At 70.8% G+C, this 12,804-nt stretch carries 9 protein-coding genes; 5 read left to right on the top strand and 4 right to left on the bottom strand.

Features of this window, described 5'->3' with window-relative positions:
* Positions 1 to 355 precede the first annotated feature (355 nt).
* Positions 356 to 1,144 (top strand): protein phosphatase 2C domain-containing protein, encoded by a 789-nt coding sequence (locus ACZ7L1_RS30645; RefSeq protein ID WP_471441658.1) that lies wholly within the window; start codon positions 356 to 358, stop codon positions 1,142 to 1,144.
* Between the two features lie 51 nt (positions 1,145 to 1,195).
* Here ACZ7L1_RS30645 and ACZ7L1_RS30640 read toward each other — a convergent pair whose 3' ends face one another.
* The 3 genes from ACZ7L1_RS30640 to ACZ7L1_RS30630 all read right to left on the bottom strand — a co-directional run bounded on the left by ACZ7L1_RS30640 (position 1,196) and on the right by ACZ7L1_RS30630 (position 5,377).
* Entirely contained in the window at positions 1,196 to 1,708 is a 513-nt protein-coding gene (locus tag ACZ7L1_RS30640) for a MarR family winged helix-turn-helix transcriptional regulator (protein ID WP_471441711.1), read from the bottom strand.
* A 168-nt stretch (positions 1,709 to 1,876) separates the two neighbouring features.
* Complete coding sequence (gene lon / locus ACZ7L1_RS30635; protein WP_471441656.1) at positions 1,877 to 4,294, bottom strand: endopeptidase La; 2,418 nt, start codon at positions 4,292 to 4,294, stop codon at positions 1,877 to 1,879.
* A gap of 303 nt (positions 4,295 to 4,597) precedes the next feature.
* The gene (locus tag ACZ7L1_RS30630) at positions 4,598 to 5,377 is read right to left on the bottom strand and encodes a rhomboid-like protein (protein WP_471441654.1); all 780 of its coding nucleotides are present in this window, start codon (positions 5,375 to 5,377) and stop codon (positions 4,598 to 4,600) included.
* A gap of 234 nt (positions 5,378 to 5,611) precedes the next feature.
* On the opposite strand from ACZ7L1_RS30630, the gene ACZ7L1_RS30625 reads away from it, so the two are divergent.
* The 4 genes from ACZ7L1_RS30625 (at position 5,612) to ACZ7L1_RS30610 (ending at position 12,370) form a co-directional block, all read left to right on the top strand.
* A complete protein-coding gene (locus ACZ7L1_RS30625) occupies positions 5,612 to 6,298 on the top strand; it encodes a spermine/spermidine synthase domain-containing protein (RefSeq protein WP_471441652.1) in 687 nt (228 codons plus the stop codon).
* 112 nt (positions 6,299 to 6,410) lie between these two features.
* Positions 6,411 to 7,148, top strand: coding sequence for a response regulator transcription factor (locus ACZ7L1_RS30620; RefSeq protein WP_103839275.1), 738 nt, complete (start codon positions 6,411 to 6,413; stop codon positions 7,146 to 7,148).
* Positions 7,145 to 8,254: a HAMP domain-containing sensor histidine kinase gene (locus ACZ7L1_RS30615; protein WP_471441650.1), complete on the top strand. Its 1,110-nt coding sequence runs from the start codon at positions 7,145 to 7,147 to the stop codon at positions 8,252 to 8,254. Before ACZ7L1_RS30620 ends, ACZ7L1_RS30615 begins: the two co-directional genes overlap by 4 nt.
* A 282-nt stretch (positions 8,255 to 8,536) precedes the next feature.
* The gene (locus tag ACZ7L1_RS30610; RefSeq protein WP_471441709.1) at positions 8,537 to 12,370 is read left to right on the top strand and encodes a multifunctional oxoglutarate decarboxylase/oxoglutarate dehydrogenase thiamine pyrophosphate-binding subunit/dihydrolipoyllysine-residue succinyltransferase subunit; all 3,834 of its coding nucleotides are present in this window, start codon (positions 8,537 to 8,539) and stop codon (positions 12,368 to 12,370) included.
* A 77-nt stretch (positions 12,371 to 12,447) separates the two neighbouring features.
* Here the strand turns inward: ACZ7L1_RS30610 and ACZ7L1_RS30605 are convergent, their stop codons facing one another.
* Positions 12,448 to 12,714: a hypothetical protein gene (locus ACZ7L1_RS30605; protein WP_471441648.1), complete on the bottom strand. Its 267-nt coding sequence runs from the start codon at positions 12,712 to 12,714 to the stop codon at positions 12,448 to 12,450.
* Positions 12,715 to 12,804: the final 90 nt, after the last annotated feature.

Below are 12,804 nucleotides of genomic sequence, written 5' to 3'. Positions count from 1 at the left end.
ACTCGTGTACCCATGGGCCCGGGGTGACGTTCCGTCAGCGGGAATGCCGACCCGGTACGACGGCTTCCGACCCTCCCAGTGCCGGTGGGCAGAGGTCCCGCTTCGCCTGACCCGCCACCCGAAGGAGTGAACATCGGTGGGGAGTTGGCGGGCAAGTTCCTCTGGCCCGTGCGGAGGCCTTGCGCGGTGGGCCGGTTGGACGTCGGCGGCGCACTTTGGCAATATTCGCCACCACGCTTCACCGGAAGCGATTATTCCGTACCAAACCAGGCGGCTGACCTGCGCGCTCGCATCGATTCGGCGACCGTTGACAGCCTTTCGTGGACCTTGTGAAGACCTCGTGCAGACTGGCTGGATGCGTATTGAGCTGACGTCCGAACCCGGCGATGCGACTCACCCGAACGAGGACTTCGCCGCGCTCGCGCTTCCGGCCTCAGGGCAGGGCGGGGCGCTGGTCGTCCTGGACGGGGTGACCCCGCCGGCCGGCGACGACGGCTGTCTGCATTCCGTCCCCTGGTTCTGCGCGCGCCTGGGCGGTCTGCTGACCGAACTGTCCGTTTCCCACCGGGATCTGACACTGGCGGAGATCCTGGCGGAGGCCGTTCTCCGCACCGCCGACGCCCACTCCGCCACCTGTGAGCTTTCTCACCCGCGGACGCCCCAGGCGACCGTGGTCCTCGCCCGCTGGTCCGATGCCGCGGTGGAGTACCTCGTCCTGTCGGACTCGGCGCTCCTCGTCGAGGCCCCCGACGGCACGGTCACCGCCCTCCTGGACGACCGCCTCGCCCGCCTCCCGCGCGCGGTGCTGGCCACGGACGCGCTGGTGGACGCGACGGTCCGCAACAAGGAGGGCGGCTTTTTCACGGTGGCCGCGGACCCCTCGGTCGCGGCCCGCGCCGTCACCGGGGAACTGCCGCGGGGGCGGGTGCGCGCCCTGGTGGGCCTGACGGACGGGGCGACGCGCTGGACGGAGAAGTTCCGCCAGGGCGACTGGACGGATCTGTTCACGGTCGTCCGCAAGGAGGGCGCGGCGGCGCTGGTGGAGCGCGTACGGGCGCTGGAGAGCGCCGACCGTGAGGAACGGGCGTACCTCGGCCGCAGCAAGACGCACGACGACGCGACGGTGGTGTACGTGGAGCCGTAGGGTCCTGCCCCGTAGGGCCGGCGCCCTCGTAGGGCTGCCGCACCCGTACGGCTACTGCTTGTCCATGCCCTGGTTCAACTGGTGCAGCAGCCGGGCCAGTTCCGCCACCTCGCGCGGGTCCCAGTGGGCGAGCTGGCGCACATAGCGGGCGCGGCGGGCCTCGCGGACGAGGCCGACGCGCCGGTGGCCCTCCTCCGTGAGGTGCACGAGCCAGGCGCGGCCGTCGGCCGGGTCGGGCTCCCGGGCGACCAGACCCAGCTCCTCCAGGGCGCGCAGCTGGCGGGACATGGTGGCCTTGCCGACACCGATGTAGGCGGCGAGTTCCGTGGCGCGCTGGCGGCCGCACTCGTCCAGCCGTACGAGGAGCCCGTACGCGGCGGACTCCAGGTCCGGGTGGACCTCCCGGGCCATCTGGCCGGCGTTGGCGCGGGCGCGCCGCAGGAACACGGTCAGCTCGCGCTCCAGCGCCAGGAACTCCTGGTTCGCGCCACCGGACCGGTCCGCACCCTCCGCCGACGCGTCCGGGTCCACCGGACCCCGCTCGCCGTTTCCGTCCTCTTGCACGTCAGTCACCTGGTCCGCTGTCCCGTTCCTCGAAGTTTCCGCCGAAGGTCGCCGTCACCGCAGCTGCGCCAGTATTTCGCAGGCGTAGACCAACGGCAGCACCGGTCCATGGCGAAGGCCCGGGCCTCCCTCACGAAACCCGGGCCTTCCCTCATCCGGCGGCGTCCGTCACGCCGCCACCAGAACCTCCGGCGTCGCGTCGCTCGTGGCGGGCGCCAGCGCCAGCTCCAGGACCTGGCGGACGTCCGTGACGGCGTGGACGTCGAGCTTGTCCAGCACCTCCGCCGGGACGTCGTCCAGGTCGGGCTCGTTGCGCTTGGGGATGATCACCGTGGTGACCCCCGCCCGGTGCGCGGCGAGCAGCTTCTGCTTGACCCCGCCGATCGGCAGCACCCGGCCGGTCAGCGACACCTCACCGGTCATCGCCACGTCCGTGCGGACCAGCCGGCCCGACAGCAGCGAGGCCAGCGCGGTCGTCATCGTGACGCCCGCGCTCGGGCCGTCCTTGGGGACCGCGCCCGCCGGGAAGTGGATGTGCACGCCCCGGTCCTTCAGGTCGCCGACGGGCAGTTCCAGTTCGGCGCCGTGGGAGCGCAGGAAGCTGAGGGCGATCTGCGCGGACTCCTTCATCACGTCGCCGAGCTGACCGGTCAGGGTCAGACCGGCCGCGCCCGTCTCCGGGTCGGCCAGCGACGCCTCCACGTACAGGACGTCCCCGCCCGCGCCGGTGACCGCGAGGCCGGTCGCCACACCGGGGACCGCGGTGCGCCGCTCGGCCGGGTCCTGGGCGGACTCGGGCACGTGGTGCGGGCGCCCGAGCAGCCCGCGCAGGTCCTCGTCCCGGACGGTGAACGGCAGCTCCCGCTCGCCGAGCTCGTGCTGGGCCGTGACCTTGCGCAGCAGCCGCGCGATGGACCGCTCCAAGGTGCGCACGCCCGCCTCGCGGGTGTACTCGCCGGCGAGCTTGCGCAGCGCGGCCTCGTCGATCGTGACCTCGTCCTTGTTCAGGCCGGCCCGTTCCAGCTGGCGCGGGAGCAGGTGGTCACGGGCGATGACGACCTTCTCGTCCTCGGTGTAGCCGTCCAGGCGGACGATGTCCATGCGGTCGGCGAGCGCCTCCGGGATGGCCTCCAGGACGTTGGCCGTGGCGAGGAACACCACGTCCGACAGGTCGAGTTCGACCTCCAGGTAGTGGTCGCGGAAGGTGTGGTTCTGCGCCGGGTCCAGGACCTCCAGCAGGGCCGCGGCCGGGTCGCCGCGGAAGTCGGAGCCCACCTTGTCGATCTCGTCGAGCAGGACGACCGGGTTCATGGAACCGGCCTCCTTGATGGCGCGGACGATACGGCCGGGCAGGGCGCCGACGTACGTACGGCGGTGGCCGCGGATCTCGGCCTCGTCGCGGACGCCGCCGAGGGCGACGCGGACGAACTTGCGGCCCATGGCGTGCGCGACGGACTCGCCGAGGCTGGTCTTGCCGACGCCGGGCGGGCCGACGAGCGCCAGCACGGCGCCGCCGCGGCGGCCGCCCACGACGCCGAGACCCCGCTCGGCGCGCCGCTTACGCACCGCGAGGTACTCGGTGATGCGCTCCTTCACGTCCTCGAGGCCCGCGTGCTCGGCGTCCAGGACGCCCCTGGCGCCGCGGATGTCGTACGCGTCCTCGGTGCGCTCGTTCCAGGGCATCTCCAGCACGGTGTCGAGCCAGGTGCGGATCCAGGAGCCCTCGGGGGACTGGTCGCTGGTGCGCTCGAGCTTGTCGACCTCCTTGAGCGCGGCCTCACGGACCTTCTCGGGCAGGTCGGCGGCCTCCGCACGGGCGCGGTAGTCGTCGGACTCCTCACCCTCCTGAGTGTCGCCGTTGAGCTCGCGCAGCTCCTTGCGGACGGCTTCCAGCTGGCGGCGCAGCAGGAACTCGCGCTGCTGCTTGTCGACGCCTTCCTGGACGTCCTTGGCGATGGACTCGGCGACCTCCTGCTCGGCGAGGTGGTCGCGGAGCTGCTGGGTGGCCAGCTTCAGCCGGGCCACCGGGTCGCTGGTCTCCAGGAGTTCGACCTTCTGTTCGGTGGTCAGGAAGGGCGAGTACCCGGAGTTGTCGGCGAGCGCGGAGACGTCGTCGATGGCCTGGACGCGGTCGACGACCTGCCAGGCGCCGCGCTTCTTCAGCCAGCTGGCGGCGAGGGCCTTGTACTCCTTGACGAGTTCGGTGACGTGGCCGGGCAGCGGGTCGGGAACCGTCTCGTCGATGCGTGTTCCCTCGACCCAGAGCGCCGCGCCGGGCCCGGTGGTGCCCGCACCGATCTTCACCCGTCCCAGGCCGCGGATGAGGGCGCCCGGGTCGCCGTCCGCGAGCCGGCCGACCTGCTCGACGGTGCCGAGGACACCGGTGGCGGCGTAGGTGCCGTCGATGCGTGGGACGAGCAGGACCCTGGGCTTTCCGGGCTCGGAACGGGCGGCCGCCTGGGCGGCCTCCACCGCCGCGCGGACCTCGGAGTCGCTCAGGTCCAGCGGGACCACCATGCCGGGCAGCACAACCTCGCCGTCGAGCGGCAGCACAGGCAGGGTGAGCGGTGAGGACGTCGAAGCCATGATCTCCCCTTCGGCAGTCAAGTTGAGCTGTGCAGACTCAATGCACGAGAGGATTCGATTGTTCCCCGACCCTTGTTCGCTGTCAGCGATCAGTTGCAGCGGGTGCCGTGACCAGGCACGGAGCGGTGCGCGGGCAGACCACCGCCGGAGGCCGGGGCGGACCACCATCGGGTGCCGGAAGGCATCACCGTCAGAGGCCGGGACGCATCAGCGTGAGAGGCCGGAACGGCGTCCGCGGGTGGCACCTGGACGGCGCCGCACCAGCGGCGCACGGCAGCGGAACCGCGGGGGCGGAGGCCGCAGTTACCGAGCCGGCGCCACGGTGGCCCCGGCTCCGGTCCGGGCCCAGCGCCGTACCAGCGGCCAGGTCGCGGTGCCGACCGTCAGCGCCAGCAGATGGCCCCAGTTGCTCAGCGGGTCCGTGAACTCGGCCAGGTCCTGGAGGAGTAGCGCGGTGAACACGATCAGCACGGTCCAGCGCAGCCACGGCCGCAGCAGCCCCGTCAGCGCGCCCAGGCTCGCCGCCACGCCGAAGCTGATGCCGTAGTCGAGGCGGTGCAGTGAACTGTCCGGCAGATGGCCCGCCAGGACCGCGAGGCCGACCGGGACCTCGGTGCCCAGCGTCGCGAGAACGTGCCCGAGCAGGAAGACGACCGCCGTGCGCGCGCCGCCTATCCGCCGCTCCAGCGCCGTCAGCACGACCAGGAAGACCAGCGAGTAGTACGACGTCATCCCGCCCGCGATCCACAGCGCGCTGGCCAGCAGCACCACCGCCGGACTGCGCATCAGATGCGCGACGTCCGTGCTGGATCCCTGGTACAGGGCGTCCATCAGCGACGGGTCGGCGAACTGGGCGAACAGCGAGGTCACCAGCAACACGGCGGCGTAGCCGAAAGTGAACGGCGCCCGCCTGGGGCCCGGCAGCAGCGACGCCAGGCGCGGTGCCGTCCACGGCACCGGGAGCGCGGCCGGGGGCGCGACGGGCGGCGGCGCCGTGCGCTGGCGCGGCATGCCGTCCAGAAGCGGCGCGCCCGTCTCGGGGAGCGTGAGCGTGGCGTCAGCCGCCGAGACCGTACGTTCCAAGGTGCGGCGCTCCTTCCGTCACGCTCCACCCTTCGCGCCGCGCCGGTCGCTGTCTATGACCGACGCCACCCGAGACGCGATTCATAGCAACTTCCCAGCTGTTTCCGGCGTCCGGGGTGACCGCGCACGGCTGCCGGCGGCATCGGCGGTCCGACCGACCACTGCGGGAGAACCAGTTCGATCGCCGGGGAAATCCGGTCGCTCCCCGGACCGCCGGTTACCAGAATGTGGTCCATGCCTCATCTGTACGACACCGACGAGACCCCGGTGGTCCTGGACCGTCGCGAGGGACCCCACGGCGAGGTCGTGCTGCGGCGCCACGGTGAGCTGCTGCAGATCATCGCCAACGGCTGCTTCCTGATGGACACCTCCGACGGACGCTCGGAACGGCTGCTGGTGCAGGCCGCGTCGCACGCCCTGGACGGCCGCCCGGACCCGAGCGTGCTGATCGGCGGACTCGGCGTCGGTTTCTCGCTCGCGCACGCGGCGGCCGACCCCCGCTGGGGTCGCATCACCGTCGTCGAACGCGAACGCGCCGTCATCGACTGGCACCTCGACGGCCCCCTGTCCACGCTGTCCGCCGACGCGCTCGCCGATCCGCGCACCCGCATCGTGGAAGCCGACCTCCTCGCCCACGTCAATGAGACATCGGACACGTACGACGCACTGTGTCTGGACATCGACAACGGACCCGCGTGGACGGTCACGGACGACAACGGCAGCCTCTACTCGACGTCCGGACTCACAAGCTGCGCAAGGGTGTTGAAACCCGGCGGTGTGCTCGCGGTGTGGTCGGCAGAGCCCTCTCCGGAATTTGAAGGAACCCTTAGGAATGCCGGGTTCCGGCAGGTGCGTACCGAAGAGGTCGCCGTTGCCCGGGGCGTTCCCGACGTCGTGCACCTCGCGATCGGACCTGGATAGCCGACCGGCGGTAACTCCCCGTACGCTGCATCCCTGACGCGGATCATTCAAGCGTCAAACGCAGTCATGGGATCACCCCACGGATTCCGGAAAGCAACCCCAGGGGCGGGCGATGGAGCAGACACACACCTCCCACAACGGCACGACGGCGACCCCGGGCGCTCAGCGGCGCGTCCTGGTGGTCGAGGACGACCAGACGATCGTCGACGCCATCGCCACCCGTCTGCGCGCGGAGGGATTCCTCGTGCAAACGGCAGGTGACGGTCCGGCGGCGGTCGACACGGCAGAGGCCTGGCAGCCCGACCTGCTGATCCTCGACATCATGCTGCCGGGCTTCGACGGCCTGGAGGTCTGCCGGCGCGTGCAGGCCCAGCGCCCGGTGCCGGTGCTGATGCTCACCGCGCGCGACGACGAGACCGACATGCTGGTCGGGCTCGGTGTCGGCGCCGACGACTACATGACCAAGCCGTTCTCGATGCGGGAGCTGGCCGCACGCGTGCACGTGCTGCTTCGCCGGGTGGAGCGGGCGGCGCTGGCCGCCGCGACCCCGCGCACCGGCATACTGCGCCTCGGCGAACTGGAGATCGACCACGCACAGCGCCGGGTGCGGGTGCGCAGCGAGGACGTCCATCTGACGCCCACCGAGTTCGATCTGCTGGTGTGCCTGGCCAACACGCCACGCGCCGTGCTCTCCCGTGAGCAGTTGCTCGCCGAGGTGTGGGACTGGGCGGACGCCTCCGGCACCCGCACCGTGGACAGCCACATCAAGGCGCTGCGGCGGAAGATCGGCGCGGAGCGCATCCGGACGGTGCACGGTGTGGGCTACGCCCTGGAGACCCCGACGCCATGAGCGACGGGCGGTCGGCCGCGCGGAAGAGCCCCGAGCAGCCCTGGGGCGGCGTACGTCCGTTCTCGATCAAGACCAAGCTGGGCGCGCTGGTCGTCATCTCGGTGTTCATCACCACGGGCCTGCTGATGATCGCGGTGCGCACCGCCACCGAGCTGCGGTTCATCACGGTGTTCTCGATGATCGCCACCCTGCTGATCACGCAGTTCGTGGCGCACTCGCTCACCGCGCCGCTGGACGAGATGAACGCGGTGGCCCGGTCCATCTCGCACGGCGACTACAGCCGTCGTGTGCGCGACAACCGCCGGGACGAGCTGGGTGACCTGGCCCAGACGATCAACCTGATGGCCGACGAGCTGGAGGCCCAGGACAGCCAGCGCAAGGAGCTGGTGGCGAACGTCTCGCACGAGCTGCGCACCCCCATCGCGGGCCTGCGCGCGGTGCTGGAGAACATCGTCGACGGGGTCACCGAAGCCGACCCGGAGACCATGCGCACGGCGCTGAAGCAGACCGAGCGCCTCGGCCGCCTGGTGGAGACGCTGCTGGATCTCTCCCGCCTGGACAACGGCGTCGTTCCGCTGAAGAAACGTCGCTTCGAGGTGTGGCCGTACCTCTCGGGCGTCCTCAAGGAGGCCCAGATGGTGTCCTCCGCGCGGGCGGGCATCGCCTCGGGCTCCGGCAGTCACACCCGTACGGACGTCCATCTGCACCTCGACGTCTCCCCGCCGGAGCTGACCGCGCACGCGGACCCGGAGCGGATCCACCAGGTCGTCGCCAACCTGATCGACAACGCCGTCAAGCACAGCCCGCCGCACGGCCGCGTCACGGTGAAGGCCCGGCGCGGCCCCGCACCGGACTCCCTGGAGCTGGAGGTGCTGGACGAGGGCCCCGGCATCCCCCAGTCGGAGTGGCACCGGGTCTTCGAGCGCTTCAACCGCGGCGCCGTGAACCGGCCGCACGGACCCGGCAGCGACGGCGGCACGGGCCTCGGCCTGGCGATCGCCCGCTGGGCGGTGGATCTGCACGGTGGCCGGATCGGTGTGGCCGAATCCCCGCGCGGCTGCCGGATCCAGGTCACCCTTCCGGGAGAGCCATCTCTGCCAAGTTGACGTAAAGTTCGAAGCGGAGCCACAAGATCCACGTCTGTCGGCGCCGCCGGACACGTGTGATCAGGCAGAGGCCCGCGCACTCCCCGCGCCGGGCCCGGGTCGTCGCACCCGTCCACAACCGGAACCACGCTTGTTTCCCGCCATTTCAACCCCTGAAACGCACTTTCCGGTGTGACTTACGCGACGATGAACCGGCCCGACCTGACCTTCGCGGTCTTGGAGGCGTAGCCTTTATTCCCGCTGTCCAATCACCTTGTGAAGCGGAAGAGGGCGGTTGCCGCCGTGTCGCCACAGTCCCCCAGTAACCCGAGCGTCTCGACCGACGACCAAGCCGGGAAGAACCCCGCTGCTGCGTTCGGTCCCAACGAGTGGCTCGTCGACGAGATCTATCAGCAGTACCTCCAGGACCCGAATTCGGTAGACCGTGCCTGGTGGGACTTCTTCGCCGACTACAAGCCGGGGGCCGCCGCCGCTGCCTCCTCGGCTCCGTCGGGTACCGCGGCTGCGGGGGCCGCGGAGACCACCACGGCGCCCCAGGCGGCGCAGGCCGCGCCCGCGGCCCCCGCCGCACCGCAGGCCCCGGCCGCCGCTGCACCGCGGACCCCGGCCGCCGCGCCGGCCCCGGCGAAGCCCGCTCCGGCGGCCACCGCACCGGCTCCGGTCAAGCCCGCCGCACCCGCCGCCGCGAAGCCCGCCGCGGCCCCCGCCCAGCCCAAGAAGGACGAGCCCGTGTCCGAGGCCCCCGCCGGCCCCGAACTGGTGACGCTGCGCGGCCCCGCCGCCGCCGTCGCGAAGAACATGAACGCCTCCCTGGAGCTCCCCACGGCCACGTCCGTGCGCGCGGTCCCGGTGAAGCTGCTCTTCGACAACCGCATCGTCATCAACAACCACCTCAAGCGCGCCCGCGGCGGGAAGATCTCCTTCACGCACCTCATCGGCTACGCGATGGTCCAGGCCATCAAGGCGATGCCGTCGATGAACTGGTCGTTCGCGGAGAAGGACGGCAAGCCCACCCTGGTCAAGCCGGACCACGTCAACCTCGGCCTCGCCATCGACCTGGTCAAGCCCAACGGCGACCGCCAGCTCGTCGTCGCGGCGATCAAGAAGGCCGAGACGCTGAACTTCTTCGAGTTCTGGCAGGCCTACGAGGACATCGTCCGCCGCGCCCGCGACGGCAAGCTGACGATGGACGACTTCACCGGCGTCACCGTCTCCCTCACCAACCCCGGCGGCCTCGGCACGGTCCACTCGGTGCCGCGCCTGATGCCCGGCCAGTCGGTGATCATGGGCGTCGGCTCCATGGACTACCCGGCGGAGTTCCAGGGCACCTCCCAGGACACCCTGAACAAGCTCGGCATCTCCAAGGTCATGACGCTCACGTCGACCTACGACCACCGGGTGATCCAGGGCGCCGCCTCCGGCGAGTTCCTGCGCGTCGTCGCCAACCTCCTCCTCGGCGAGAACCGCTTCTACGACGAGATCTTCGAGGCCCTGCGCATCCCCTACGAGCCGGTCCGCTGGCTCAAGGACATCGACGCCAGCCACGACGACGACGTCACCAAGGCCGCCCGGGTCTTCGAGCTGATCCACTCCTACCGGGTCCGCGGCCACGTCATGGCCGACACCGACCCGCTGGAGTACCGCCAGCGCAAGCACCCCGACCTGGACATCGTCGAGCACGGCCTCACCCTGTGGGACCTGGAGCGCGAGTTCGCCGTCGGCGGCTTCGCCGGCAAGTCGATGATGAAGCTGCGCGACATCCTCGGCGTGCTGCGCGACTCGTACTGCCGCACCACCGGCATCGAGTACATGCACATCCAGGACCCCAAGCAGCGCAAGTGGATCCAGGACCGTGTGGAGCGCGCGCACTCCAAGCCGGAGCGCGAGGAGCAGCTGCGCATCCTGCGCCGCCTGAACGCGGCGGAGGCCTTCGAGACCTTCCTGCAGACGAAGTACGTCGGCCAGAAGCGCTTCTCCCTCGAGGGTGGCGAGTCCGTCATCCCGCTGCTCGACGCGGTGATCGACTCCGCTGCCGAGTCCCGCCTGGACGAGGTCGTCATCGGCATGGCCCACCGCGGCCGCCTGAACGTGCTGGCGAACATCGTCGGCAAGTCGTACGCGCAGATCTTCCGCGAGTTCGAGGGCAACCTCGACCCGAAGTCGATGCACGGCTCCGGCGACGTGAAGTACCACCTGGGCGCCGAGGGCACCTTCACGGGTCTGGACGGCGAGCAGATCAAGGTCTCGCTGGCCGCGAACCCGTCCCACCTGGAGACGGTCGACCCGGTCATCGAGGGCATCACCCGGGCCAAGCAGGACATCATCAACAAGGGCGGTACGGACTTCACGGTCCTGCCGGTGGCGATCCACGGCGACGCGGCCTTCGCGGGCCAGGGCGTGGTGGCCGAGACCCTGAACATGTCGCAGCTGCGCGGCTACCGCACCGGCGGCACGGTCCACATCGTCATCAACAACCAGGTCGGCTTCACCGCGGCCCCCGAGTCCTCGCGTTCCTCGATGTACGCGACGGACGTGGCCCGCATGATCGAGGCCCCGATCTTCCACGTGAACGGCGACGACCCCGAGGCCGTCGTGCGCGTGGCGCGACTCGCCTTCGAGTTCCGCCAGGCGTTCAACAAGGACGTGGTGATCGACCTCATCTGCTACCGCCGCCGCGGTCACAACGAGTCGGACAACCCGGCCTTCACCCAGCCGCTGATGTACGACCTGATCGACAAGAAGCGCTCGGTGCGCAAGCTCTACACCGAGTCCCTGATCGGTCGCGGCGACATCACTCTGGAGGAGGCCGAGCAGGCGCTGCAGGACTACCAGGGCCAGCTGGAGAAGGTCTTCACGGAGGTCCGCGAGGCCACCACGGCCCAGCCGAGCGCCGGCCCGGTGTCGGACCCGCAGGCGGAGTTCCCGGTCGCCGTGAACACCGCGATCTCCACGGAGGTCGTGAAGCGGATCGCCGAGTCCCAGGTCAACATCCCCGACTCCTTCCACGTGCACCCGCGTCTGCTGCCGCAGCTGCAGCGCCGGGCGGCGATGGTCGAGGACGGCACGATCGACTGGGGCATGGGCGAGACCCTCGCGGTCGGCTCCCTCCTCCTGGAGGGCACCCCGGTCCGCCTGTCCGGCCAGGACTCCCAGCGGGGCACCTTCGGCCAGCGCCACGCGGTCCTCATCGACCGCCGGACGGGCGAGGAGTACACCCCGCTCCAGTACCTCGCCGAGGACCAGGCGCGCTACAACGTCTACAACTCCCTGCTGTCCGAGTACGCGGTCATGGGCTTCGAGTACGGCTACTCACTGGCCCGCCCCGACGCGCTCGTGATGTGGGAGGCGCAGTTCGGCGACTTCGTCAACGGCGCGCAGACGGTGGTCGACGAGTACATCTCGGCGGCCGAGCAGAAGTGGGGCCAGACGAGCGGTGTCGTCCTGCTGCTCCCCCACGGCTACGAGGGTCAGGGCCCGGACCACTCGTCGGCCCGCGTCGAGCGGTTCCTCCAGCTCTGCGCCCAGAACAACATGACGGTCGCCATGCCGACCCTCCCGTCGAACTACTTCCACCTCCTGCGCTGGCAGGTGCACAACCCGCACCACAAGCCGCTGGTGGTCTTCACCCCGAAGTCGATGCTGCGTCTCAAGGCCGCCGCATCGAAGACGGAGGAGTTCACGTCGGGTCAGTTCCGCCCGGTCATCGGCGACGCGACGGCGGACCCGGCCGCCGTCCGCAAGGTCGTCTTCGTGGCCGGCAAGCTGTACTACGACCTGGAGGCCGAGCGCACCAAGCGCGGCATCACGGACACCGCGATCATCCGCCTGGAGCGCCTGTACCCGCTGCCGGGTGCGGAGCTCCAGGCCGAAATCAAGAAGTACCCGAACGCCGAGAAGTACCTGTGGGCCCAGGAGGAGCCGGCGAACCAGGGCGCCTGGCCGTTCATCGCGCTGAACCTGATCGACCACCTGGACCTGGCGGTCGGCGCGGACATCCCGGCCGGCGAGCGCCTGCGCCGCATCTCCCGCCCGCACTCGTCGTCCCCGGCGGTGGGCTCGGCGAAGCGGCACCAGGCGGAGCAGGAGCAGCTGGTGCGTGAGGTGTTCGAGGCGTAGGCCTCACGGCAGCACCGCGAGGGGCCCGGCCCGAGTTCACGTGACTCGGGCCGGGCCCTTTCCGCGTCTGGGACGGCTCACGGGCTGCGTGGCCCGCGCCGCTTGACGGCCGCCTGCTGCGCCGCCGGCTGCTGGGCCGCCGCCGCCAACTCGGCGCAGGCCCTCACCACGGCGGCCCGGTGCTCGCTCGCGGACCCGCCCACGGCGATACGTGTCCGCTCGGTGTGCTCCTGCTCCCTGCGTACGGCCGTGCGGTGGGCGAGCCAGGCGCGGACCAGCGTGGTCAGCGCACTCACCAGGACGACGGCGATGGTCAGAACGTGGTCGGTGGCGGTCGTCGGCACGGAGGTCTCCCTCGGACGGGCGGCTGGCGGGTGGCTGCCTCAACTCTGGGACCGGGCAAGGGTTTCCCTCTACGCTGGGGAAACTGCGGG

The organism is Streptomyces sp. NPDC107546, assembly GCF_055639175.1.
The sequence above is the reverse complement of the archived record's forward strand: the minus strand, read 5'-3'. Positions and strand labels throughout refer to the sequence as shown.